The organism is Paludibacillus litoralis (genome assembly GCF_037646705.1).
Taxonomy (GTDB): Bacteria; Pseudomonadota; Alphaproteobacteria; order Rhodobacterales; family Rhodobacteraceae; genus Pikeienuella; species Pikeienuella litoralis.
The window spans coordinates 64,447-89,100 of the sequence record NZ_JBBHER010000003.1; the positions used below are offsets into that span (position 1 = coordinate 64,447).

24 protein-coding genes are annotated in these 24,654 nt (G+C 68.1%); 12 read left to right on the forward strand and 12 right to left on the reverse strand.

The features are described from left to right. Positions 1–41 precede the first annotated feature (41 nt). On the reverse strand, positions 42–2,804 hold the full coding sequence (acnA, locus tag WG921_RS04765) for an aconitate hydratase AcnA (protein ID WP_340108074.1): 2,763 nt from the start codon (positions 2,802–2,804) through the stop codon (positions 42–44). A gap of 220 nt (positions 2,805–3,024) precedes the next feature. Between acnA and ccmA the strand changes: the two genes are divergently transcribed. Genes ccmA through WG921_RS04780 form a run of 3 tightly spaced genes read left to right on the forward strand, consistent with a single transcriptional unit; the run spans position 3,025 to position 5,409 of the window. Next, positions 3,025–3,666: a heme ABC exporter ATP-binding protein CcmA gene (ccmA, locus tag WG921_RS04770; protein ID WP_340108075.1), complete on the forward strand. Its 642-nt coding sequence runs from the start codon at positions 3,025–3,027 to the stop codon at positions 3,664–3,666. Next, a complete protein-coding gene (gene ccmB / locus WG921_RS04775; RefSeq protein WP_340108076.1) occupies positions 3,663–4,319 on the forward strand; it encodes a heme exporter protein CcmB in 657 nt (218 codons plus the stop codon). The genes ccmA and ccmB overlap by 4 nt, the downstream gene beginning before the upstream one ends. Before the next feature lie 10 nt (positions 4,320–4,329). Beyond that, complete coding sequence (locus WG921_RS04780; RefSeq protein ID WP_340108077.1) at positions 4,330–5,409, forward strand: enolase C-terminal domain-like protein; 1,080 nt, start codon at positions 4,330–4,332, stop codon at positions 5,407–5,409. 7 nt (positions 5,410–5,416) lie between these two features. On the opposite strand, the gene WG921_RS04785 is transcribed toward WG921_RS04780, so the two are convergent. Further along, complete coding sequence (locus WG921_RS04785; RefSeq protein WP_340108078.1) at positions 5,417–5,737, reverse strand: DMT family transporter; 321 nt, start codon at positions 5,735–5,737, stop codon at positions 5,417–5,419. 199 nt (positions 5,738–5,936) lie between these two features. Between WG921_RS04785 and ccmC the strand changes: the two genes are divergently transcribed. From ccmC to WG921_RS04800, 3 genes are read left to right on the forward strand one after another with little or no spacing between them, the layout of a single operon-like run. Then, positions 5,937–6,668, forward strand: coding sequence for a heme ABC transporter permease CcmC (ccmC, locus tag WG921_RS04790; protein ID WP_340108079.1), 732 nt, complete (start codon positions 5,937–5,939; stop codon positions 6,666–6,668). A 10-nt stretch (positions 6,669–6,678) separates the two neighbouring features. Next, positions 6,679–6,843 carry a heme exporter protein CcmD gene (gene ccmD / locus WG921_RS04795; RefSeq protein ID WP_340108080.1) on the forward strand — a complete coding sequence of 55 codons (165 nt, stop codon included), beginning with the start codon at positions 6,679–6,681 and terminating at the stop codon, positions 6,841–6,843. After that, a complete protein-coding gene (locus WG921_RS04800) occupies positions 6,840–7,394 on the forward strand; it encodes a DsbE family thiol:disulfide interchange protein (protein WP_340108081.1) in 555 nt (184 codons plus the stop codon). Before ccmD ends, WG921_RS04800 begins: the two co-directional genes overlap by 4 nt. A gap of 24 nt (positions 7,395–7,418) precedes the next feature. On the opposite strand, the gene WG921_RS04805 is transcribed toward WG921_RS04800, so the two are convergent. From WG921_RS04805 to WG921_RS04825, 5 genes are all read right to left on the reverse strand, one after another. After that, a complete protein-coding gene (locus WG921_RS04805; protein ID WP_340108082.1) occupies positions 7,419–8,189 on the reverse strand; it encodes a HesA/MoeB/ThiF family protein in 771 nt (256 codons plus the stop codon). A 193-nt stretch (positions 8,190–8,382) separates the two neighbouring features. Continuing rightward, on the reverse strand, positions 8,383–8,865 hold the full coding sequence (gene dut, locus WG921_RS04810) for a dUTP diphosphatase (protein WP_340108083.1): 483 nt from the start codon (positions 8,863–8,865) through the stop codon (positions 8,383–8,385). Then, on the reverse strand, positions 8,859–10,076 hold the full coding sequence (gene coaBC, locus WG921_RS04815) for a bifunctional phosphopantothenoylcysteine decarboxylase/phosphopantothenate--cysteine ligase CoaBC (protein ID WP_340108084.1): 1,218 nt from the start codon (positions 10,074–10,076) through the stop codon (positions 8,859–8,861). Before coaBC ends, dut begins: the two co-directional genes overlap by 7 nt. Before the next feature lie 64 nt (positions 10,077–10,140). Continuing rightward, positions 10,141–10,755, reverse strand: coding sequence for a hypothetical protein (locus WG921_RS04820; RefSeq protein WP_340108085.1), 615 nt, complete (start codon positions 10,753–10,755; stop codon positions 10,141–10,143). Further along, positions 10,752–11,480, reverse strand: coding sequence for an SDR family oxidoreductase (locus WG921_RS04825; RefSeq protein ID WP_340108086.1), 729 nt, complete (start codon positions 11,478–11,480; stop codon positions 10,752–10,754). The genes WG921_RS04820 and WG921_RS04825 overlap by 4 nt, the downstream gene beginning before the upstream one ends. Positions 11,481–11,611: 131 nt before the next feature. Here WG921_RS04825 and WG921_RS04830 point away from each other — a divergent pair, with 131 nt between their 5' ends. Beyond that, positions 11,612–11,935: an NIPSNAP family protein gene (locus tag WG921_RS04830; protein ID WP_340108087.1), complete on the forward strand. Its 324-nt coding sequence runs from the start codon at positions 11,612–11,614 to the stop codon at positions 11,933–11,935. A 36-nt stretch (positions 11,936–11,971) separates the two neighbouring features. Here the strand turns inward: WG921_RS04830 and hemF are convergent, their stop codons facing one another. After that, positions 11,972–12,898, reverse strand: coding sequence for an oxygen-dependent coproporphyrinogen oxidase (gene hemF / locus WG921_RS04835; RefSeq protein WP_340108088.1), 927 nt, complete (start codon positions 12,896–12,898; stop codon positions 11,972–11,974). A gap of 258 nt (positions 12,899–13,156) precedes the next feature. Here hemF and WG921_RS04840 point away from each other — a divergent pair, with 258 nt between their 5' ends. From WG921_RS04840 to WG921_RS04855, 4 genes are all read left to right on the forward strand, one after another. Further along, entirely contained in the window at positions 13,157–14,995 is a 1,839-nt protein-coding gene (locus tag WG921_RS04840; RefSeq protein WP_340108089.1) for an ABC transporter ATP-binding protein, read from the forward strand. Positions 14,996–15,236: 241 nt separating this feature from the next. Next, positions 15,237–15,797 carry a ubiquinol-cytochrome c reductase iron-sulfur subunit gene (gene petA / locus WG921_RS04845; protein WP_340108090.1) on the forward strand — a complete coding sequence of 187 codons (561 nt, stop codon included), beginning with the start codon at positions 15,237–15,239 and terminating at the stop codon, positions 15,795–15,797. 11 nt (positions 15,798–15,808) lie between these two features. Next, a complete protein-coding gene (locus tag WG921_RS04850; RefSeq protein ID WP_340108091.1) occupies positions 15,809–17,125 on the forward strand; it encodes a cytochrome b in 1,317 nt (438 codons plus the stop codon). 17 nt (positions 17,126–17,142) lie between these two features. Continuing rightward, positions 17,143–17,931, forward strand: a complete 789-nt coding sequence (locus WG921_RS04855; RefSeq protein WP_340108464.1) for a cytochrome c1 — start codon at positions 17,143–17,145, stop codon at positions 17,929–17,931. Positions 17,932–18,127: 196 nt separating this feature from the next. Here WG921_RS04855 and WG921_RS04860 read toward each other — a convergent pair whose 3' ends face one another. After that, positions 18,128–19,453, reverse strand: a complete 1,326-nt coding sequence (locus WG921_RS04860; protein ID WP_340108092.1) for an ATP-binding protein — start codon at positions 19,451–19,453, stop codon at positions 18,128–18,130. A 110-nt stretch (positions 19,454–19,563) separates the two neighbouring features. Here WG921_RS04860 and WG921_RS04865 point away from each other — a divergent pair, with 110 nt between their 5' ends. After that, positions 19,564–20,448 (forward strand): MBL fold metallo-hydrolase, encoded by an 885-nt coding sequence (locus WG921_RS04865; RefSeq protein WP_340108093.1) that lies wholly within the window; start codon positions 19,564–19,566, stop codon positions 20,446–20,448. Positions 20,449–20,453: 5 nt separating this feature from the next. Here the strand turns inward: WG921_RS04865 and WG921_RS04870 are convergent, their stop codons facing one another. From WG921_RS04870 to WG921_RS04880, 3 genes are all read right to left on the reverse strand, one after another. After that, positions 20,454–21,569 (reverse strand): M48 family metallopeptidase, encoded by a 1,116-nt coding sequence (locus WG921_RS04870; protein ID WP_340108094.1) that lies wholly within the window; start codon positions 21,567–21,569, stop codon positions 20,454–20,456. Continuing rightward, positions 21,569–22,858 carry a DUF898 family protein gene (locus tag WG921_RS04875; RefSeq protein ID WP_340108095.1) on the reverse strand — a complete coding sequence of 430 codons (1,290 nt, stop codon included), beginning with the start codon at positions 22,856–22,858 and terminating at the stop codon, positions 21,569–21,571. Before WG921_RS04875 ends, WG921_RS04870 begins: the two co-directional genes overlap by 1 nt. A 133-nt stretch (positions 22,859–22,991) precedes the next feature. Then, entirely contained in the window at positions 22,992–24,620 is a 1,629-nt protein-coding gene (locus WG921_RS04880; RefSeq protein ID WP_340108096.1) for a long-chain-fatty-acid--CoA ligase, read from the reverse strand. Positions 24,621–24,654: the final 34 nt, after the last annotated feature.

Below are 24,654 nucleotides of genomic sequence, written 5' to 3' on the forward strand. Positions count from 1 at the left end.
TGGAAGAGAGGCGCCCCCGTTCACGGGGGCGCCGATTCGCGTCAGGCCGACCGGGCGAGGTTGCGGAGCACGTAGTGAAGCACGCCGCCATTCTCGACATATTCGATCTCGACCTCGGTATCGATCCGGGATTTGAGCGTGATCGTCTTCTTCGTCCCGTCGCCATAGGTGATGGTCGCGGAGACGTCCGACTGGGGTTTGAGATCGCCGGCGAGCCCGGAGATGGAGATCGTCTCATCGCCTTTCAGACCGAGCGACTTGCGATTGTCGCCGCCTGTGAACTGGAGCGGAATCACGCCCATGCCGATGAGATTGGAGCGGTGGATCCGCTCGAAGCTTTCCGCGATCACCGCCTTGACGCCGAGGAGCGCCGTGCCCTTCGCCGCCCAGTCGCGAGAGGAGCCGGCGCCGTAAAGCTCGCCGGCGAACACCACCAGCGGCGTGCCGTTCTCGATATGCGCCATCGCGGCGTCATAGATCGACATCTGCTCGCCGTTCGGCCCCGTGGTGTAGCCGCCTTCGACATTGTCCAGCATCTCGTTCTTGATGCGGATATTGGCGAATGTGCCGCGCATCATCACTTCGTGATTTCCGCGCCGCGAGCCGTAGGAGTTGAACTCGCGCGGCTTCACGCCCCGTTCGACGAGGTATTGGCCGGCCGGGGTCGTCTCCTTGAAGGAGCCGGCGGGAGAGATATGGTCCGTCGTCACCATGTCGCCGAGGATCGCCAGCACCTTGGCGTCTTCGATATCCGAGATCGCGCCCTTCTCCTTGGTCATGCCCTGGAAATAGGGAGGGTTCCGCACATAGGTGGACTCGGGCGGCCAGTCATAGGTCTCGCTGTCGGTGATCTCGACCGCCTGCCACTTCTCGTCGCCCTTGAAGACGTCGGCGTATTTCGACAGAAACGCCTCGCGCGTCACGGTCCGGTCGACGATCTCGGCGATCTCCTTTGTCGAGGGCCAGATATCCTTCAGATAGACCGGGTTCCCGTCCTTGTCCTCGCCGATGACGCCGTTCGCGATATCGATATTCATGTCGCCGGCGATGGCGTAGGCGACGACGAGCGGCGGCGACGCGAGGTAGTTCGCCCGCGTCTCGGAGCTGATGCGGCCCTCGAAGTTGCGGTTGCCCGACAGCACCGAGCAGGCGATCAGGTCGCCCTCTTCGATCGCTTTCGAGAGCTCCGGCGCGATCGGGCCCGAGTTGCCGATGCAGGTCGTGCAGCCATAGCCGACGAGATTGAAGCCGAGCGCGTCCAGATCCTCCTGCAGGCCAGCGGCCTCCAGATATTCGGAGACGACCTTGCTCCCCGGCGCCAGCGAGGTCTTGACCCAGGGTTTCGGGTGCAGGCCGAGCGCGCGCGCCTTGCGCGCGACCAGCCCCGCGCCGATCATCACGTAGGGGTTCGAGGTGTTGGTGCAGGAGGTGATCGCGGCGATCACGACCGAGCCGTCGCGGAGTGAGAAATCCGCGCCGTCCACCTTCTGCGATTTTCGCAGATCCGCCGTCGGGCATCCCGCCGCGGCGGCCGCGGGGCCTTCGTCGGCCATGTCTTTCGCGGCCGGGGACGTGTCGATCTTGCGATAATCGGCGACGACATTCATGAATTCGTCCGCGGCGCGGTCGAGCGCCACATGGTCCTGCGGGCGCTTCGGCCCTGCGATCGCGGGCGTGATGGTTCCCATGTCGAGTTCCATCGTGTCGGTGTAGATCGGGTCGTAATTCTCGTCGCGCCACATGCCGTTGGCCTTGGCGTAAGCCTCGACCAGGGCGATGCGCTCCTCGTCGCGGCCGGAGACCCTGAGATAGCGCAGCGTCTCGTCGTCGATCGGGAAGAAGCCGCAGGTCGCGCCGTATTCGGGCGACATGTTGCCGATCGTCGCGCGATCCGCCAGCGGCAGGTGATCGAGGCCGGGGCCGTAGAACTCGACGAATTTCTCGACCACGCCCTTGTTGCGCAGCATCTCCACCACCTTGAGGACGAGGTCCGTCGCGGTGACGCCTTCCTTCAGCGCGCCGGTCAGCTTGAAGCCGACGACCTCGGGAATCAGCATCGAGATCGGCTGGCCGAGCATCGCCGCCTCCGCCTCGATGCCGCCGACGCCCCAGCCGAGCACGGCGAGGCCGTTGATCATCGTGGTGTGGCTGTCGGTGCCGACCTGCGTGTCGGGATAGGCGACCTCTTCGCCGTTCTGATCCTTGTCGGTCCAGACCGTGCGGGCGAGATATTCGAGATTGACCTGATGGCAGATGCCGGTTCCCGGCGGCACGACGCGGAAATTGTCAAAGGCGCTCTGGCCCCATTTGAGGAAGGTGTAGCGCTCGATGTTGCGCTCATACTCGCGATCCACGTTCAACTGGAAGGCGCGCGGGGTGCCGAACTCGTCCACCATCACCGAGTGGTCGATCACCAGATCGACCGGGTTGAGCGGGTTGATCTGCTTCGCGTCGCCGCCAAGCGCGACGATCCCGTCGCGCATCGCCGCGAGGTCGACCACGGCCGGAACGCCGGTGAAGTCCTGCATCAGGACGCGCGCGGGGCGGTAGGAGATCTCGCGCGGGTTGCTTCCGCCATTCTCCGCCCATTTGGAGAACGCGCGAATATCGTCCGTGGTGACGGTCTTGCCGTCCTCGAAGCGAAGCATGTTCTCCAGAACGACCTTCAGCACGGCGGGCAGACGCGAGAATTTCCCGAGCCCGGCCGCCTCCGCCGCCGGTATTGAATAATAGGCGACGCTGGCGTCACCGACGGTCAGCTTCTTCCGGGTTTTCGCGGTGTCTTTGCCGACGATGACGGTCATGAGGCGGCCCTCCTGGCTTCTTGCTGGGTGGGCGGGCCCGAACCCCGGGGCGCCCGATATGGTCATGCTGCGATTCATCGCCGATGCTCGCGAGTCGCGCAATACGCGGGCCCCACGGCGGATGATCTGGTGTGCGACCGTATACAAGGTCGCCGGGGCATGCAATTGGCGGCGGCGTCTGAAGTCTGTATACCCGCTGGCGGGATGACGGCGAGGCGAAATGGCGTTGATTGCCGAGGGCGTTGAGGTGGAGCGGGGCGGGCGTCTGACGCTGGTCGCGCCCGATTTTCGCGTGGAGGCGGGCGAGGCGGCGCTGGTTTCCGGCCCGAACGGCGCCGGAAAATCGACCCTGCTGCGGGCGCTGGCCGGGCTCATCGCGCCTTCCCGCGGGCGGATCACGCTGGAAGGGACGACGGATATTCCGAGTCAGGCGGCCTATGCGGGACATCTCGACGCGGTGAAGCCGGTGCTGACCGTGCGCGCCAATCTCGCCGCCTGGACCGAAATCTACCAGACGGACGGAGATATCGACGCCGCGCTCTCCCGGCTTTCCCTCACGCATATCGCGGACGCGCCGGCGGCCTATTGCTCGGCCGGACAGAAGCGCCGCCTCGCCCTTGCGCGGCTTCTGGTCACGGGGCGGCGGCTCTGGCTGCTGGATGAGCCGACGGTCTCGCTCGACGCGGCGGCGGTGACGGAGTTCTCCGGGGTCGTCGCGGCGCATTGCGCGGCGGGGGGGCTCGTCGTCGCCGCGACGCATCAGGCGTTCGATCTGCCCGCCGGGCCGCGGCTCGCGCTGGCGCCGCCCGATGAGCGCGCGGCGGCGGCGGGCGATCCGTTCCTCACGGGCGCATGGGCGTGACGGCGCTTTTTCGCCGCGACCTCGCGCTGGCGTTCCGCATCGGAGGCGGGGGCGGGTTGGCGCTCGCGTTTTTCGCGATCGCGGCGCTCCTGATCCCGATCGGCATGGGCGGCGGGATGGAGGCGTTGGGCCGCGTCGCCGGCGGGGTCTTGTGGACCTCGGCGCTGCTGGCGTGCCTCCTGTCTCTCGACCGGCTGTTTCAGGCGGATTTCGAGGATGGGTCGCTGGATCTCATCCTTCTCTCGCCCGCGCCGGCGGAGATGTCGGTCCTCGCGAAGGCGGCGGCGCATTGGCTGACCACCGGCGCGCCGCTCGTCGCGCTCTCTCCGGTTCTGGGGCTGATGCTGAATCTCGCGCCTTCGGCGTACGGGCCTCTCTTCCTGTCGCTGCTGATCGGGACGCCCGCGCTCTCTCTGATCGGCGCGATCGGCGCGGCGCTGACGGTGGGTGTGCGCCGCGGCGGGCTCTTGCTCTCGCTTCTGGTCCTGCCGCTCTATCTGCCGACGCTGATTCTCGGCGCGCGGGCGGTGGAGCGGGCCTCGACCGGGCTCGACGCCGCCGCGCCGCTCTATCTTTCGGGGGCGGTGACGCTGGTCGCTCTGGCGGCGGGGCCGTTCGCGGCGGCGGCGGCGCTTCGGGTCAATCTGCGATGAGGAGAAGACGATGAGCGAAGTGAAAGTGGCCGCCCTCCGCGCGCGCGGCGTCGTGGTTCCGATGCGCCGGCCGCTGGTGACGGGCGGCGGCGCGGTGATGGAGGCGCCGCTGGCGCTGATCGATCTGGAGATGTCGGATGGCGCGGTGGGCCGCGCGTATCTCTTCGCCTATGGCGTCTTCGCGCTGAAGCCGCTGATCGCGGCGATCGAGGCGCTTGGCGCGGGGCTGATCGGAGAGCCGCTCGCCCCGCGCGCGCTCCATGCGGCGATGCGCGCCCGGCTTCGGTTCGCCGGCGCGACCGGCGCGATGGGGCAGGCGCTCTCGGGGTTGGACATGGCCGCGTGGGACGGGTTCGCGAAGGGGCTGGGCCTCCCGCTTCACGCCGCGCTCGGCGCCGGCCGCGCTCCGGTTCGCGCGTATAATTCCTGCGGGCTCGGCCTGATCGGCGCGGCGGCTATTCCGGCGGAGACGACAGCGCTGGCGGAGGGGTTCGGCGCGGTGAAGCTGCGGCTCGGTTACGAGACGCTGGCGGAGGATCTGGCGGCGATCCGCGCCTGCCGCGAGGCCGTGGCGCCGGACTACCCGGTGATGAGCGATTACAACCAGTCTCTGCTTCCGGCCGAGGCGGCGCGGCGGGCGCGCGCCATCGGCGACCGGCTCCATTGGATCGAGGAGCCGGTGCGCGCCGACGATGTGGCGGGCCACGCCGAGGTCCGCCGCGCCGCCACGACGCATCTGATGACCGGGGAAAACGCCTTCGGCCCGCCCGACATCGCCCGGCTGATCGCCGGCGGCGCGGCGGACCTGTTGATGCCGGACGCCGGCAAGATCTGGGGCGTCACCGGCTGGCTGGAGGCCGCGGCGCTTTGCGCGGCGGCGGGGATTCCGGTTTCGAGCCATCTCTACCCGGAAATCAGCGTCCATCTTCTGGCGGCGACGCCAACCGCGGACTGGCTGGAATATGTCGATTGGGCCGAGCCGATCCTGGCGGAGCCGATCGCCTTCGAGAATGGCCGCGCCGCGCCGCCCGCGCGGCCCGGAGCCGGGATCGAGTGGAACGAGGCCGCGGTGGCGCGCCACGCCGTCTGACCGGCGCTCAATTCGGAGACGAGAGCTTCATCAGCACCAGTCCGGCGACGATGAGCGCCGCGGCCAGCGCCCGCATCGGCGTCAGCGCTTCGCCAAGCACGGCGACTCCGAGGATGAACGCGCCGACCGCGCCGATCCCGGTCCAGACCATATAGGAGACGCCGAGCGGCAGGGTCTTCATCGAGATCGCCAGCAGAAGGAAGCTGGCGCTCATGGCGATGAGCGTGACGACGCTCGGCCCGAGGCGGGTGAACCCCGCCGACTGTTTCATGTAAAACGCCCAGACGACCTCGAGGCCGCCCGCCAGAACCAGCAATATCCACGCCATGTCTGACCCTCCGGTTGAAAAAGGGCCGGGCCGTCCCGGACATCGCACCCGCCGGAAGGCGGGGAGGACGTGGCCTCCGGCGCTCCTCTAGGCGATGCCCGCCTCCGTTTCAACATGGGGCGCCGCGCGGGACAGGCTCGCCGGACCGTGACCTTCTCCCCCGTTGCCGGGCGGGTGGGATGAGGGTACTTCTCCCGCCATGTCGATCTGGCGCTATGCGAATCCCGCCGAATTCATGCGCGTTTCCGGCGCGGTCCTGCCATGGTGCGCGGGGCTGGGCGCCGTATCGCTCGCGGTGGGCGTGCTCTGGGGGCTGTTTCTGACGCCGACCAATCCCGAACAGGGTGAAAGCGCGCGGATCCTCTATATCCATGTTCCGGCCTCGATGCTGGCGATCAACATCTATTTCATGATGGCGATCGCCTCCGTCATCGGCCTTGTGCGCCGGCACCACGTCTCGTTCCTCGCGGCGAAGGCGGCGGCGCCGATGGGCGCGGCCATGACGGCGCTCGCGCTGATCACCGGCGCGCTCTGGGGCGCGCCGACCTGGGGGACATGGTGGGTCTGGGACCCGAAACTGACGTCGGTGCTCATCATGTTCTTTTTTTATATCGGCTATATCGCGCTCTGGAACGCCATCGACGATCCGGAGAAGGCGGCCGACCTCACGGCGGTTCTCTGCCTTGTCGGCGTCGTTTTCGCGGTCATGTCGCGCTATGCGGTGGAGATCTTCGACGGCCGGACGCTGCACCAGCCGGCGTCGCTCACGCTCGCCGAGGGGGAGAATGTCGCGAATGTGTACTATCTGCCGCTCGTGGTTTCGATCACGGGCTTCTATCTGACGTTCATCACTCTTCTTCTCGCCCGGACCCGGACCGAGATCAGGCTTCGCCGGGCGCGGTCTCTGGCGATGCAGGCGGCGCGGGGCTGAGATGGAGATCATGACCGACATGGGCGCGCACGCCCGGTTCATCTGGCCGGCCTACGGCGCGTTCCTGGTGATTTTCGCCGCGCTCTGCCTCTGGGTTCGGATCACGGGGCTGCGGGCGCGAGCGGAGCTGGAGCGGCGCGAGCGCGCGCGGGATGCGCGGAGAAAGCCACAATGACCGATGAGCGAAAGCCCCAATCCCGCGTGATGCGGTTTCTGCCGGTGGTCGGGTTCGCCGTCATCGCGGCCGTGTTCTGGTTCGGCCTCAGCCGCGACAACGCGAGCGACCTTCCCTCCACGCTGATCGACAAACCGGCGCCCCAGACCAATCTGCCGCCGCTCTACGAAGGCCGCCCGGGCATCGAGGCGGCGGCGCTGGCGGATGGCCAGGTGAAGCTGGTGAACATATGGGCGAGCTGGTGCGGCCCGTGCCGGGTCGAGCATCCGTCGCTGATGGGTCTGGCGGCGGAGGGCGTGGATATTCGCGGCTTCAACTACAAGGACGCGCCGGCGCAGGCGAAAGCGTTCCTCGCCGGGCTCGGCGATCCCTACACCGCGCTCGGCGCCGACGAGAGCGGCCGCGCCGCGATCGAATGGGGAGTTTACGGCGTGCCGGAGACGTTCGTCATCAATGGCGACGGGCGCATCGTCTACAAGCATATCGGGCCGATCCAGAACGACGACATCGAGAAGCGCATCATGCCGGCGATCAAGGCGGCGGGCGGCTAGCGCCTCGGGGGCGGCGGCGCGCCGCTAGACGCGCCCAGCCCTCCCGCAGACCGGGCAGTCGTCACGTTTCTCGACGTTGAAGGTCCGCGTCTCGCCCTCCAGCGCGTTATAGACCAGCACGCGGCCTTTGAGCGGCCTGCCGGCCAGCGCCACGTCCTTCATCGTCTCGACCGCGAGCATGGTTCCCATCACTCCGGCGAGCGGGCCGAGAACGCCGCCGGCGGCGCAGGAGACGGCCTGTCCTTCGCTCGGCGGCGTCGGGAAGAGGCATTCGTAACAGGGCCCGCCCTCCCACGGCTTGAACACCGAGATCTGCCCCTCCCACTGGGTGATCGCGGCGGAGATGAGCGTCGTCGAGCGGGCGGCGCAGGCCCGATTGAGGATGTAGCGGGTCTCGATATTGTCGGAGCCGTCGACCACCAGCCGGTAGGGCTTGATGAGCTCGTCGACATTGTCGGCGGTCACCCGCATGTCGTGAAGCCGGACCAGCACATGCGGATTGAGCGCGGCGATGGCCTCTTTCGCGCTGGCGGTCTTCATCTGGCCGACGCGCGCGGTGGTGTGGATGATCTGCCGCTGAAGGTTGGAGACCGAAACCGTGTCGTCGTCGACGACGCCGAGCGTGCCGACCCCCGCCGCCGCGAGATACATGAGCGCCGGAGCGCCGAGCCCGCCCGCGCCCAGCACCAGCACCTTCGCGCCGCGCAGCCGGCGCTGGCCGGGGCCGCCGATCTCGCGCATGACGATCTGACGGGCGTAGCGCTCCAGCTCGTCTTCGCTGAATGTGTCACCCATCAATGGCGCCGTCCTTTTCTTGGGTTCGTCTCGTCAATATAGCGCGCCGCGCGCCCCACGCCATTGCGCGAGGCCGATTGTCCGCCGAAAAACGCGGCGGCCGCCCGCCGATCGGCCCCCGGCCGCGCCGGGCCGGGCGGCCCGCCATGAGCGTCGCTCCGGGGATGAGCGGCGCCTTCCGGCGGGAGCGGGATCATGGCTTCAGATCCTTTTCGCCGGTTGAGCCGAAGCCGCCGGCGCCGCGCGCCGTCGAATCGAGCGCGCCGGTCTCGAACCTGGCCTGAACCACGGGGGCGATCACCATCTGCGCCACCCGCTGGCCATGAGAGACCGTCGTCGGCTCCGCCCCGAGATTGATCAGGAGGACCATGATCTCGCCGCGGTAATCGCTGTCGATCGTTCCCGGGGCGTTCGCCACCGTCAGCCCCCGCCGGAACGCGAGGCCCGAGCGCGGCCTGATCTGCGCCTCGAATCCCTCCGGGATCATCATGGCGAGGCCGGTCGGCACCAGCGCCCGCGCCCCCGGCGCGAAGCTGAGCCCGGCGGCGCGGACCTCGGGCGCGAGGCAGGCCCGAAGGTCCGCCCCCGCAGCCCCCGCGGTGGCGTAGGCCGGCATGCCGAGCGTGGCGTCGAAATTCGACAGGGCGCTGACGCGGATGGCGGGCGCGCTCAACATGCCGCGGTCGTCTTCGTCAGGTGCGCCGCGATCCGCGCCGCGAGCCGCCGGGCGATCTCTGCCTTCTCGGCCTCGGGCCAGTCTTCGGCTCCGTTCTCGTCGATCAGGGTGACGCGGTTGCGCTCCCCGCCCATCACGTCGCCGCTGACGTCGTTGGCGACGATCCAGTCGCAGCCTTTGCGCGTCCGCTTGGCGGTCGCGTTTTCGATCACGTCGTCGGTCTCGGCGGCGAAGCCGATGACCAGCGGCGGGCGCCGGCCGGGCGGCAGCGCGGCGATGGTCCGGAGGATGTCCGGGTTCTCCGCCAGTTTCAGATCGGGGATCGCGCCGGTGCCGTCCTTTTTCAGTTTCCGGCCCGATTCCGTCGCCGCGCGCCAGTCGGCGACGGCGGCGGCGAAGATCGCGGCGTCGGCGGGCAAGGCGGCCTCGACCGCCGCCATCATCTGGCGCGCCGTCTCCACCCGAACCACCGCCACGCCGGCGGGCGGCGGCTGGGTGGCGGGGCCGGTGATCAGCGTCACATCCGCGCCTTCCGCCGCCAGCGCTGCCGAGATCGCGGCGCCCTGCTTGCCGGATGAGCGGTTGGCGATATAGCGCACCGGGTCGATCGGCTCATGCGTCGGCCCGGAGGTGACGAGAACGCGCCGGCCCGCGAGCCGCCCGCCGCCGGTGAGAAGGCGTTCCGCCGCCGCGAGGATCGCAGCAGGCTCCGCCATACGGCCCGGCCCATGCTCGCCGCAGGCCATGTCGCCCCGATCCGGGCCGACGACGTGAATCCCGTCGCCGCGAAGGGTCGCGAGGTTGCGCTGCGTCGCCGGGTGCTCCCACATCCGCACATTCATCGCGGGCGCGATCAGAACCGGCTTGTCGGTCGCCATCAGGAGCGTCGACGCGAGATCGTCGGCGCGCCCGCTCGCCATCTTCGCCATCAGATCGGCGGTCGCCGGCGCGACGATGACGAGATCGGCGGCCCGGGAAAGCTGGATGTGCCCCATCTCCGCCTCCTCCGTCAGATCGAAGAGCGCGGTCTTGACCGCGACCCCGGCCAGCGCGGAAACCGAGAGCGGAGTGACGAACTCCGCCGCCGCGCGCGTCATCACCGGCGTGAAGGCGAGCCCGCGCTCGCGTCCGCGGCGGATCATGTCGAGGCATTTATAGGCGGCGACGCCGCCGCCGATCACCAGAAGGATGCGGTTTTTCGCTATCGCCATGGCCGCCTGCGTGACTGGAGGGGGGTCTTCAGCGCGAAACTGTAATCAGCGGACCGGGACATGTCTAACCCGTTCTCCGGCGCGCCGCGATCTCGCCGGTCCACCAGGGATCGGCGTCGAGCGCGCGGCGAAGCGGCGTCTCGGTCGTCTCCGGCGCGAGGCTGACGTAGCGGAGCGCCTCCTCCAGGCTTTCGCCGCGGAGGCCGCGAAGATAGGCGATGGCCGCGTCGCAGGAGAAGGGCGCGCCCCGGACGGCCTCGAAATTGCTGTCCAGATCGGTCCAGACCGCGCCCGCGGCCCCGGTCGCGGCGCACCACTCGCTGAACAGCGCGGCGACGTCGGGGAGGCGCGAGCGGCGGAATCCGGTGCGCGCGCAGAAGGCGCCGATGAAGCCGATGTCCGCCGCCCGCTCCCGCGCGCGAAGATCCTCCGCCGCCTCGTGGATATCGGAGCGGAGCGAGAGAATCGCGTTGGTCGGGCAGAGCGCCCCGTGCGCCGGATCGAGACAGAGCGCCAGCGCCAGCTTCCGCTTTGGCGAGATGCGCGAGAATTCGAACGGCAGCGCCGGCCCCGCCCGCATCAGCCAGGGCCCCTTCACCTTCGGCGCGAGATCGTCGAGATCCCAGAGCAGGGAGCCCCAGCCGATGACGGCGATTCGCCCTCTCAGGCTGGTGGTCATCGTTCCGCGAACCGGGCGCCGCCGTAGGTCTGCCCGATCGGCGACAGCTCCAGCGCGGAGACGTTCACATGGGCGGGCTGCGCCGCGGCCCAGCGAATCGCTTCGGCCACGTCCTCCGGCGCCAGAACGTCCACGCCGGTGTCGGTGATCCGCGCCCGGGCGACGGGATCGGCGACCGCCACATCGTAGAATTCGGTGGCGACGCGCCCTGGCTGGATGTCGGTGAACCGGATCCCCTGGCCCAACGTCTCCAGCCGGAGATTGCGGATCAGCCCGCGCACCGCGTGTTTCGACGCGCCGTAAACCGCCGGGCCGGTCGGATAGACGCCGGAGACCGAGCCGAGCGTGATCACATGGCCGCGCCCGCGCGCCGCCATCCCCGGCAGGATCGCGGCGATGAGCTGCAATGTGGCGGTGACGTTGAGGTGGACGATCTCGGCGATCTCCGCCGGGTCGGCGCCGGCGAGCCCGCGCATCGCCCCGCCCTTGCCGGCGTTGGCGACGAGAAGATCGAACGGGGCCCCCTCCACCAGAGCCCGCATCGCGGCCGCGTCTCCGGCGTCGATCGTGTGCGGCGCGGCGCCGGTCTCTTCGGCCAGCGCCGCGAGGCGGTCCGCCCGCCGCGCCGTCATCTCCACCGTCCAGCCGTCCGCGACCAGCGCGCGCACCGTGGCGGCGCCGATGCCGGCGGACGCGCCGGTGACCAGCGCTCTTCCCTTCGTCATGTTCGGGGCTCCTCTGTTTCCCTGAGAGCATAGGCGCCGCGCGGTCGGCGTTTCAATCACGCAGAAGCGGATTGCGCTTCCGGGAGATCGCCTGTTTCATCCGCCGGAAATCAAAGAGAGAGGAAAATCGGATGCCGTTCTTGGAGCTTCGTCAATATGTGATCCGCCCGGGAAAGATTGACGAATGGGTGAAGTTTTTCGACGAGGTGATCCTCCCGTTCCAGATCTCTCGGGGCATGAGCGTCGTCGGCAGCTTCCGGGGCGAGGTCGACGAAAGCGTTTTCATCTGGATCCGCCGCTTCGATTCCGAAGCCGAGCGGGAGCGGCTCTACGCGGCGGTCTACGAGGACCCGGAGTGGAAGGACGAGATCGCCCCGCGTGTCGGCGATCTGATGGACCGCGCGTTGATCAAGGTGCAACGGATCACGCCGACGCCGGTGTCGGCCCTCAAATAGGTTGAGGGGGCGGCGCGCCAGCCGCGCGCCGCCGCTTCACGGCCATTTCGCTTCGGGCGGCAGGCTCATCAGAACGGCGTCGGGGTTATGCCCCGTCTCCAGCCCGAATTTCGTGCCGCGGTCGTAGACCAGGTTGAACTCGACATAGCGGCCGCGCCTGATCAGCTGATGTTCGCGGTCCGCCGCCGTCCATGGCTCGAATCGCCGTCTCTCGGTGATCGGCAGGAACGCGTCGAGAAACGCGCGGCCGATATCCTGCGTGTAGGAGAAATCGTCCTCCCAGTCGCCGGTGCAGAGATCGTCGAAAAAGACCCCGCCGACGCCCCGCGCCTCGCCCCGGTGGCGGATCATGAAATACTCGTCCGCCCAGGCCTTGTGCGCGGGGTAATAGGCCGGGTCGTGCCGGTCGCAGGCGGCCTTCAGCGCAGCGTGGAAGAACGCGGTGTCCTCCGGCTCCTCGACCATCGGGTTGAGGTCGGCGCCGCCGCCGAACCACCAGCAGAACGGCGTCCAGAACATCCGCGTGTTCATGTGGACCGCCGGCGTCTTCGGGCTTCGCATATGCGCGACGAGCGAAAGCCCGGACGCCCAGAAGCGCGGATCCTTCTCAAGGCCCGCGATCTCCTTTCGCGCGGTGAGGGAGCGCTGCGCCGCCGCGCCGAGCCGGCCATGAACGGTGGAGACGTTCACGCCGACCTTCTCGAACACCCGGCCGCCGCGCATCACGCTCATCACCCCGCCGCCGGAATCCTCGCCCGGCTCGCCCTCGCGGCGGGTCGCCTTCCGCTCGAAGCGGCCGGGGGGGAGGGCGGCGTGCGGACCTGCGGTCTGCGTCGTCTCCAGATCTTCGAACGCGGCGCATATCCGGTCGCGGAGCGCCTCGAACCATGCGGCGGCGCGCGCTTTTTCCTCGGTCATGTCGCCGGTCGCGCCTGCGGCGTCCGATTGCGGGGGAGGCGTCATCGGTCTTGTCTCCACTGCGTTTGGGCGGCCCGTTTATCCGCTCCGCGCCCGGCTGGCGCAAGGCGGGGCGTTCGACAATGGGGCGGGGCGCGGCTAGACGAGGCTGATCGACGAGACGGAGGGCGAGATCTTGGCTTCCACCCCGCGCCGGTTTTCGGCCATCGCCCGGGCCGCCGTCCCCGGCGCAGGCCGGATCGCGCCCGTCGAGACGCGCCTCATCCGGCGCTCGGGCCGCCGCCATGACGTCGGAGCGACGGCGTGAGGCGCCTTTTCGCCGGGCTGATCCGGCCTTTCGCGGCCGCGAAAGGCGCTCCGCCGTCAAGGTTCCGGGATTTTCTGCGTTGGGCGCTCGCCGGCGCGTGGCCGGCGATCCTTCTCGCGGGGGGCGCCGGCGCGCTGGTCGGCGGGCTGGAGGCTGTCGGCTCGCTTCTGATCGGGTGGGTGATCGACGATGCGCTGGCGTCGGACCGGGCGACGTATTTCGCCGATCAATGGCCGATGCTGCTTTTTGTCGCGGCGTTTTTCATGCTGATTCGCCCGGCGGCGATGACGCTGTCGGCGGCGCTGAACTCGATCACGCTCGGCCCCAATCTCTTCGCGCAGGTCCTCGCCCGGCTCAACCGCCACACGCTCGGGCAGTCGCTGAAGTTCTTCAACGACGATTTCGCGGGGCGCCTCGCGCAGAAGGAGATGCAGACCTCGACCTCGATCACCGAAGTCATGCTGGAGATGACCAACGCCATGGCGTTCGCGCTGGCGACGATTGCGGGAACCGCGCTGGTGCTGGCCAATGTGAACTGGCGGCTGACGGCCCTGCTGGCGCTCTGGCTCTTCGCGTATGTGTTGCTGATACGCTGGTATCTGCCGCGCATCCGGCGGCTCGCCAAGGCGCGGGCGGAGGCGCGGGCCGGGGTCACCGGGCGGATCGTGGACACGCTTTCCAACATGGCGGTGGTGAAGCTCTTCGCGCATGTCGGGAGGGAGGAGGCGGGCGCGGACCGCGCCATCGGCCGGTTCCGCGAAAGCGCGCTTGATTTCGGCGTGATGGCGGCCGGATTCCGCGGCGTCCTGATGCTTCTCGCCGGCGCGTTGCCGGTGCTTCTGATTGGCGGCGCGCTGATGCTCTGGCGGGGCGGCGGCGCCAGCGCGGGCGACATCGCCGTCGCCGGGATGCTGTCGACCCGGATCGCGCAGATGTCCGGCTGGATCAGCTTCACCGCGATGGTGATCTTCGCCCATCTTGGCGAGGCCGAGGATGGAATGCGCACCCTGACGCCGGAGCATGGCGTCACCGATCCGCCGCGACCGCGGCCGCTTGCGCGCGCCAGGGGCGAGGTCCGGTTCGAGAATGTGAGCTATCGCTACGGCGCCAGGGACGGCGGCGGGCTCGACGGGTTCGATCTCTCGATCCGGAGCGGGGAGAAGGTCGCGCTGGTCGGCGGCTCGGGCGCCGGCAAGACCACCGCGCTTTCGCTCCTGCTCAGGCTCTATGATGTCGAGAAGGGGCGCATCACGCTCGACGGCGTCGATATCCGCACCCTGCGCCAGGATGATCTTCGCCGTCAGATCGCGATGGTCCAGCAGGAGACCGCGATGTTCAATCGCGCCGCGGCGGAGAACATCCGCTACGGCCGCCCGGACGCGTCGCGGGAGGAGATGATCACGGCGGCGCGGGAGGCCGAGGCGCATGAGTTCATTCAGGATCTCCGCGATATCGAGGGCAGGCGCGGCTATGAGGCCCATCTCGGCGAGCGGGGAGTGAAGCTCTCCGGCGGCCAGCGCCAGCGGGTCGCGCTCGCCCGCGCGATCCTGAAGGACGCGCCGATTCTGGCGCTGGACGAGGCGACCTCGGCGCTCGACAGCGAGGTGGAGGCGTCGATCCAGAAGAGCCTCGATCGGCTGATGGAGGGGCGAACGGTGATCGCGATCGCGCATCGGCTCTCCACCATCGCGCGGATGGATCGGATCATCGTGATGGAGGCGGGGCGCATCGTCGAGATCGGAACCCACGACTCGCTCCTGGCCGAAAACGGCCGCTACGCCGGGTTCTGGCGCCGTCAGTCCGGCGGGTTCATCGGGCTTGAAGCCGTGGAATAGACGACGGCGGCGCACGCGCGGCGGCGGCCCCTGCTTTCGTCGCCGCGATCTTTCGCGCGGGTTCGGCGCGGGGTGCGACCAGAGGCGCGTGATTTCCCGCGCCTATCGCCTTTACGAGCGCGGCGGCGCAAGGTAAGTCGGCTCATGAGCGAGACCGCGCCGTGCGAGGGCGCTGGCCGATGGCCGCGCTTCGGGCGCGGTTTGCCGAAGCAACAGCCGGACCGCCGGCAGAATTGAGGGGATGGGACCCGTGTCCGAAGCAATTGGAACGCGCCGCGACTTTCTCTACGTCGCGACCGGCGCCGCAGGCGCGGTGGGGGTTGGCGCAGCTGTTTGGCCTCTGGTGGACCAGATGAACCCAAGCGCCGACGTGCGCGCGCTCGCGTCGGTCGAGGTTGATATCTCCGGCGTCGAGACCGGGACGCAGCTCACCGTCAAGTTCCTCGGCAAGCCGGTCTTCATCCGCCGCCGGACCGAGGAGGAGATCGCGGCCGCGCGCGAGACGCCGCTTTCCGAACTGCGCGACACCGGCGCGGAAAACGCCAACCTGCCCGCCGACGCCGACGCGTCGGACGCCAACCGCGCCCTCGACGAAGCGGGCGAATGGCTGGTGATGATCGGCGTCTGCACCCATCTCGGGTGCGTGCCCCTGGGCGACGCCGGCGATTTCGGCGGTTGGTTCTGCCCCTGCCACGGCTCGCATTACGACACCTCCGGCCGCATCCGAAAAGGCCCGGCGCCGAAGAACCTTTACATTCCTGTCGTCGCTTTCGTCAGCGACGGCGTCATCAAGCTCGGCTGAGGAGACCTGAGATGAGCGGCATTCCTCACGAGCAATACGAGCCGAAATCCGGCTGGGAGAAATGGATCGAAAGCCGGCTGCCGATTCTCGGCTTGCTCCATTCGACCCTGTTCATTCCGACGCCGAAGAACCTCAACTGGATGTGGATCTGGGGGATCGTCCTCACGTTCTTCCTGGCGGTTCAGATCGTCACCGGCATCACGCTGGTCATGCATTACACGCCCGACACCACGCTCGCCTTCGCCTCCGTCGAGCATATCATGCGCGATGTGAATGGCGGCTGGCTGCTGCGCTATCTCCATTCCAACGGCGCGTCGATGTTCTTCCTCGCGGTCTACATGCACATTTTCCGCGGGCTCTATTACGGCTCCTACAAGGCCCCGCGCGAGATCACCTGGATCATCGGCATCCTGATTTATCTGGCGATGATGGCGACGGCGTTCATGGGCTATGTCCTGCCCTGGGGGCAGATGTCGTTCTGGGGCGCCACGGTCATCACCGGGCTCTTCGGCGCGCTGCCGCTGATCGGCGAGCCGATCCAGACCTGGCTTCTCGGCGGGCCGGCGGTCGACAATGCGACGCTGACGCGCTTCTTCTCGCTGCACTATCTCCTGCCCTTCGTCATCGCCGGGCTGGTCATCGTGCATATCTGGGCGTTCCACTCGACCGGAAACAACAATCCGACCGGGGTTGACGTTCGGCGCGGCTCGATCGACGAGGTGAAGAAGGACACGTTGCCCTTCTGGCCGTATTTCGTCATCAAGGATCTCTTCGCGCTGGTCTTCTTCCTGATCTTCTTCGCGGTCTTCGTCTTCTTCATGCCGAATTACCTCGGTCATGCGGACAACTACATCGAAGCGAACCCGCTGGTGACCCCCGCGCATATCGTGCCGGAATGGTACTTCCTGCCCTTCTACGCGATCCTCCGGGCGATCACCTTCGACGTTCTCTGGATCATTCCGGCGAAGCTCGCCGGGGTTCTGCTGATGTTCGGCTCGATCGCCGTTCTCGCGCTGGTGCCCTGGCTCGATACGAGCCAGGTTCGCTCCGGGCGTTATCGGCCGATGTTCCGCTGGGCGTTTCTCGTCCTGGTCATCGACTTCCTGGTGCTTATGTGGGCGGGCGGACAACCGGCGGAAGGCATCGTGCCGGTGCTGTCCCTGATCGGCACGATCTACTGGTTCCTCTATTTCCTGGTGATTCTGCCGATCCTCGGCATCACCGAGAGGCCGACCCGGCAGCCCGCGACGATCGAGGCCGATTTCGACGCGCACTATCCGCCGCAAGCCGGCGCAGCCGCCGGCGCGCAGCCGAATCCGGCTGAGTGAGAGAGGGAAAAATGGATATGAAGCACCTTCTCGCCGTTGCGGCCGCCAGCGCCGCGCTCGCCATCGCCGCCCCCGCGCTCGCCGCGGAAGGCGGCCATATCGAAGATGTGTCGTTCAGCTTCGAAGGCCCGTTCGGCTCTTTCGATCAGCATCAGCTTCAGCGCGGCTTTCAGGTCTATTATGAGGTTTGCGCGGCGTGCCACGGGCTGAAATTCGTCACGATCCGCTCTCTGGGAGAGAAGGCGGGGCCGGGCTTTCCCGACGCGCAGCTGAAGGCGATCGCGGCGAATTACGAAGTCGCCGACGAAGAGGGCGAGCCGGGCGACACGAGGCCGGCGAAACCGTCCGACCACTTCCCGGCCAACACCAGCGCCGGGGCGCCGGATCTCAGCCTGATGGCCAAGGCGCGCGCGGGATTTCACGGGCCGGCCGGACTCGGGATCAACCAGCTGATCAAGGGGCCCGGCGGGCCGGAATACATCCACGCCATCCTCACCGGCTATACCGGCGAGGAGAAGAGCGAGGCCGGGGCGGTTCTCTATGAGAACACCGCCTTCCCATCAGGGTTTATCGCGATGCCGCCGCCGCTTTCCGAGGGGCTGATCGAGTATCAGGATGGAACCGACGCGACGGTGGAGCAGATGTCCATGGATGTCTCCGCGTTCCTGATGTGGACGGCCGAGCCGAAGATGACCGAGAGGAAAGAAGCCGGGTTCCGGAATATCGGCTTCCTGATTCTCCTTCTCGTTCTGCTCTACCTCACCAACAAGAAGATCTGGGCGCCGATCAAGCGGCGGCCTCACTGACCATTTCCGCTCCGAAGCGGTGATCGGGCCCCGGCGGAGAGATCCGCCGGGGCTTCGCGCATCCGGGTCCGGGACCGGGTCATGACTGGCGCCGGAATGCATCCCGCCGCGCTGTTCGCCTCAGCCCCGGAGCGGCTCACGCGCATCGCCGCAGGGCGTGGTCTCGGGGAGGCCCCGGCCTTCGGCCGCGGGGGGCTCAACGCGGCGCCCGAAACCGCGCTTTCAGGCCGCCGAGCCGCTCGCTTTCATGCAGGCTCAGCTCGCCGCCATGGCTCCGCGCGATGTCGAGCGCGATGGAGAGGCCGAGGCCGACCCCGCCGCCCTTATCCTGATTGCGCGCATTGTCGAGCCGCTCGAACGGACGAAACGCGGCCTCGCGCGCCTCTTCGGGGATGCCGGGACCGTCATCCTCCACGATGAACTCGATGAATTTCCGGGTGACGCGGGCGGATATGTCGACCCGGTCTCCGAATTCCGCGGCGTTGCCGACCAGATTGCCGAGCGCCCGCTTGACCGCCATGCGTTTCAACGGCGCGGTCGCCCGGCCGGGCGTATCGACGGTTGAAAGCACCGAGACCTGCGCGCCGAGAAGCCGCGCGCCCGCCGCCACCTCCTCCGCAATCTCGACCGGGTCGACCTCGCTCGTCTCCTCGCCTTGCTCGCCGCGTGCGAACGCGAGGAATTCGCCCAGCATCCGGCCCATCTCGTCGACGTCGCGCTGAAGCTCACGCGTCTCGGGCGAGTCGCCGAGAAGCACGAGCGCGAGCTTCATCCGGGTGAGCGGCGTCCGCAAGTCATGGCTGACCCCGGAAAGCATCTTCGTCCGCTGCTCGATCTGCCGCTCGATGCGCGCCTTCATGTCGAGAAAGGCGGCGCCGGCGCGGCGCACTTCTTCCGCCCCTTGCGGGCGAAACGGGATGTCGCGACCCTTGCCGAAATCGTCGGCGGCGGCGGCGAGCGCGCGGATCGGCAGGACCTGCCGGCGCAGAAAGAACACGGCGACCGCCATCAGCGCGGCCGCCGTGCCGAACATCCAGAACAGCAGATATTCAGGGTTGGAGCTGATCATCCGGTCGCGAGGGATGAGCACGCGAAGCACGCCTTTCGCGGTTTGCACCCGCGCGTCGATCATGTCCGCGTCGGACACCAGATCCAGCGCCAGGGGTCGGTTCACGTCGCGTTTGAACGCCTGCTCCACCGCCCCGCCGGCGACGTCGTAAAACTCGCGAATCGCCGATGGCGCGACGATCGCTCCCTCCACCAGCCCGAATTTCATCCCCAGCGGCCCGGCCAGCTCGTCAAGCGTGCTTTGAGCCGCCACCGGATCTTCGGTCCGCTCGACAAGGTCGACGGCGTAGTTCAGCTCCTTCGCGACGGCGCTGGCCATCTGCGCCGTCGCGCCCTCGAAATGGCGCTGGACGAACACATAGGCGACGACGGCCTGCAACAGAATCACAGGCGCGATGAAAATGAGCAGCGCGCGCCCGAAAAGGCTGCGCGGAATGTATCTCTTGAAGATCATGCCTGTCCTCGCGACGATAGGAGCCTAGGCGCGCCCCGCGTCGTCCGCAATCAGGAGCGATCATGGCCGACCCGTTCAACCGCGACTCCAGTGTGGAATATGGAGCGCCCGTGCGTCTGGCGCCACAGGTGCGGCGCGTGACGGCGCCGAACCCCTCGCCGATGACGTTCACGGGAACGCAAAGCTATATCGTCGGGGAAGGCGAGGTGGCGGTCATCGACCCCGGCCCCGCCTCGGACGACCAGTTGAAGGCGCTGCTCGGCGCGCTCGCGCCGGGGGAGCGGGTCGGCGCGATTCTCGTCACCCACACCCATGTCGACCATTCGCCGGGCGTCGCCGCGCTGAAGGCGGCGACCGGGGCGCCCACATACGGATTCGGGCGCCATGGCGCCGGCTCCAGCGCGATGATGAGGGACCTGGCCGCCTCCGGCGCGGAATTCGGCGGCGGCGAAGGCGCCGATCACGATTTCACCCCCGATGAGGTCATGGCGGATGGCGCCGTGCTGGAGATCGGCGGCGCGCGGCTGACGGCGATCCATACGCCCGGCCATCTTTCAAACCATCTCGCCTTCGATCTGGCGGGGGCGGGGGTCTTCTCCGGCGATCTGGTGATGGGATGGGCGACGACGCTCGTGTCGCCTCCCGAGGGGGACATGGCGGCGTTCATGGCGTCCCTCGATCGGATGGCGGCGCGCGGCGACGCGGTGTTCTGGCCGGGCCACGGCCATCCGGTGACGGATCCGTCAGGCATGATCGCCTATCAGGCCGAGCATCGGCGCGGCCGGGAGGCCCAGATCGTCGCCGGGTTGAACGAGATGGGCGCCGCGACGCCGGCCGCGCTGACCGCCGCGATCTACGCCGATGTCGACCCGAGGCTTCATGGCGCCGCCGCGCGCAATGTGTTCTCCCATCTTCTCGGGTTGATCGCCGAGGGCCGGGTCGAGGCCGAAGGGGCGATCACCCCGGGCGCCCGGTTTCATCTGATCCGGGGCTGAGAGCCCTATTTGCAGATGTTGCGGAGCGCCACCCAATCCTGATCGGAGAGCACCGGCTCGAAGGGCGCGTCTCCGACGGTGTCGGCCGCTCGCGTCGCGGCGGCGCGGCCGTCGAGATCGGGATGCGACGACAAATGGGAGAGGACCGGCGCGCCCTCCCCCTCCTTCTCCTTGAGCTTCAGGAAGAACGCCGCCAGGGGCGCGGTCGGCAAGCCCTCGGCGGCGAGGAGCCGCGTCGCGTAGGCGTCGGCGGCGGCTTCGGCCTCCCGCTGATAGCCGGAGCGCAGGAGCGCCTCCGACAACGCGACCGTGACGGTCGCGCCGGTGAAATCGCCGAGGAGCAGCCCGATCATGCCGGCCGTTCCCGCCGATTGCAGCGTCAGCCGCGTCGGGTCGCGCGCGGCCACATGGCCGATCTCATGCGCGAGCACCCCGGCGAGCGCTTCGGGGCTGTCGACCGCCCGGAGCAGCCCGCGGAACATTATGATCTGTCCGCCGGGGAGGGCGAAGGCGTTGATCATCGGGTTGTCGAGCACCCGCACCGTCAACGGCGCATGCGTGTCGGCGTGGCGTGAAATTCTGGCGACCATCGCGTCCAGCGCCCTCCCTCCAGCGCCGCCGGAGCAAAAGCGCGGCTCGCCCTTGGAGAGGAGAGACGTGAACTGCTTCGCCATCTCCCTTCCCATCGCAGCTTCGGTTTCCGGCGGAATCATCTTCGCCATCTGGTTGGAAAGCGCGGGCGCGATGTGGAAGATGATCAGATAGATCGCGCCGAGCGCCGCCGCCGCCCAGAGCGACGCGCGCCGCCAGCGAGACCGCGGAACCGCGCGGCGGCGCTCGAGATCGGGGCAAACCGCACGGATCGCCGCCACCATGTCGGGATCCTCCAGTACGAGCCGCTCGTCGCCGTCATCGTCGGGCGTGAGCGACAGCGCGCCTTCCCCGGCCCCGAGGTCGCGGAGCCCGGCCAGGGACCAATGGGTGATCGGCGTGTCGTCGAGGGTGGCCAGGATCAGTGACGCGTCGCCGAACTTCACGATCACCTCGCGCGGCGCCGCGGTCTCGCCGTCGAAATAGCGCCCCGACGCCTCCAGCCGTTCGTATTGCGCGAGTGCTGTCATCAGAACGCGCCGCCGACATCGGCGCCGAGCGCATCGGCGAAGCCGCCCGCCTCGGCCTGGTCGTCATGGGGGCGCTGGCGCGCGCGCGCCGCCGCGGCGAGGCCGTGAATCCGGGTCGCGGCGACCGTCGCCCGAATCAGAGGATGATTGAGAAAGGCGTGTCCGAGAGCCGTGTAGGCGGCGACCGCCGGCAGATAGACGAGGGCGCCGAAGGCGAGGGCGATCAATCCGGAGAGGCGCGGCGCCTCGCCGGAGGCGAGGCTGTCCATCACGCCGGACTCCCGCCCCAACCCGACCAGCGCGCCAAACCCCGTCGCGGAGGCCGCAAATCCGGTGATCGCGACGCCGAGGCCGATCACCAGCCAGCCAAGAAGATAGATTCCGATCACGCGCCAGACGCCAAGCTCGATCTCGACGAAGGTTCGCCCGGCCAGGAGCTTGCCGCCGTTGATATAGCGAAAGCTGAACACCTGATGCCGGATGAAAGCGAAGCCGAGCCAGACGGCCGCCGCGAAGCCGGCGCCGATGGCGATCGCGGCCAGGCCCGGGATGCGGGACGGATCACCCCCGATCAACGAGGCGCCCACAACGATGAGGAGAGCGGCGAGCGCGGCCAGCGGCGCCCAGAACCAGAGCCAGCTTCGAAGCAGCGGCCCCCAGCCGCCCCGCTGCCGAAATGGAAGGTCGCCATAGTAGCTCCGATCGGTGACGTAGCGCGCGAGCTTCATCTGCATCAGCGGGTACAGGAAGCCGAGCGAAAGCAGGGTCGCGGCCCACCAGAGCATGGCCCGCGCGGCGTATCCCCACGCGCCCGGCGCCAGGCCGAAACGGATCCCGCGCCAGCGCGTCCGCGCGAGAATATATCGCCGCGCCCGATATCGCGCCCAGAAGATCAGCGGAAAAAGCGCGATGAAGGGGAGTTGCAACGCCAGAACGTTTCCTTGGAACCACGAGAGGCTGATGAATGTGAGCCCGAGATTCGCCACCAACAGATAGACCGCCAAAATCACCACCGCGACGAGGAACCCGATCAGCTTCTCGCTGGCGCGCCCGGTGTATTCAAGCGGCGCGCCGTCGATCATGATCGACGACCAGTAATGCCGCCGGAGCCGCGTGACCATCCAGAATCGGCCGATTCCAAGCGTGAGGATGGTGACGATCATCCGTGAGAGCGCGAGCAGGAAGAGCCGCCCGCGCCGGCCTGAATAGACGGGGCGGAGCGCCGCCGAACTGGCCGAAGATCCCCACGGGCCGCCGCCCCCGGGAAGCAAGGCCGCTTCACCTGTCATGCCCGACTCCGCCTTCGCTCGCCATTCGGCGCCGCACAATATTGGGCCGCGCCCGGGGCTTCAATGCGGAGGCCGCCGCCGGCTCGGGGCGCGGCGGCGGCGAGGTGGATCCGAATGGCGCGCGCCGCCGCCTTCAGCGGAACTCCGGGAGCTTGTAGTCCATCTCCTTCAGTCGCTGCCGGAGGTGGAGCTTGGAGATCTTGCCCGTCGCGGTGTGCGGCAGGTCGTCGACGAAGAGCACGTCGTCCGGGCGCTGCCATCTGGCGAGTCCCTTGGAGGCGATTTCGATGATTTCCTCAGGCGGCGGATTCGCCCCCGGCGCCTTGACGCAGACGAGGATCGGCCGCTCATCCCATTTCGGATGCGGCACGCCGATCGCCGCCGCCTCCGCGACGCCGGGATGGCCGACGGCGGCGTTCTCCATATCGATCGAACTGATCCATTCGCCGCCCGATTTGATGACGTCCTTCGAGCGGTCGGTGATCCGGACATAGGCGTTGGGGTCCATCGTCGCGACATCGCCGGTGTCGAGCCACCCATCCGGCTCCACGGCGTCCTCTTCCGCCTTCAGATAGCGCCGGATGACGGCCGGACCCCGGATCCAGAGTCTGCCCTGGCTCTTGTCGTCCCATGGAAGCTCGACGCCCGCATCGTCGGTGATCTTCAGATCGACGGTGAACGGCGGGTGGCCGACCGTGCACTGGATGTCGAGTTTGGCCTCCTCGTCCAGCGCCGCCACCTCCGGCTTGAAGGAGCCGGTGCTGCCGAGCGGCGAGGTCTCCGTCATGCCCCATGCGTGGAGAACGTGAACGCCGTAGACGTTCTGGAACGCCTCGATCACCGCGCGCGGACAGGAGGAGCCGCCGATGATGACCCGTTTCAGGCTCGAAAAGCTCTTCTTGCCCTCATTCAGATAGCGTAGCAGGCCGAGCCAGATCGTCGGCACCGCCGCGGTTATGGTGACGCCCATCTCCAGCATTTCATAGAGCGCGGCGGGGGTCATGTCGCGGCCCGGCATCACCATGGCGGCGCCGTTCATCGGCCCGGTGTAGGCGAGCGACCAGCCATTCGCGTGAAAGAGCGGCACGACCGGCATCAGGACGTCGCGCGACGAGAGGTTGACGCAATCGGGCGCCGAGGCCGCCAGCGCATGCAGCATGTTGGAGCGGTGGGTGTAGACGACGCCCTTCGGGTTGCCGGTGGTCCCGGAGGTGTAGCAGATGCCGCAGGCGTCCCGCTCATCGCCCGGCACCCATTCGAAATCGCCGTCCTGCTCCGCGATCCAGTCCTCGTAGCAAGTCGCGCCCGGCAGGGCGTCGGGCATGTGCTCGCGGTCGGTCATGATGATGAATTGCTTCACCGTCTTCAGCTGATCCGCGATCGCGGCGATGACCGGCGCGAGGTCCGGATCCACCATCAGGATCCGGTCTTCGGCGTGATTGATGATATAAGAGAGTTGAGCGCCCGAAAGCCGCGGGTTGAGCGTGTGCAGCACGCAGCCGGCGCCGGAGACGCCGTACCAGACCTTCAGGTGGCGCGCGGTGTTCCAGGCCATGACGCCGACCGGCTCCCCCGGCTTCATGCCCGATTTGACCAGCGCCTGCGCCGTCTGCTTCGCTCCGCGGTGAATTCCGGCCCAGTTCGTGGTTTCGATCGGCCCTTCGACCGAGCGCGAGATGATGGCGCGATTCGGGTGATATTTCGCGGCATGGTCGAGAATATGCGAAACCCGCATCTCCCAGTGTTGCATCAAGTCGCGCATGGTGTCCTCCGTTATTCAGATGGCTTTCTTTTGT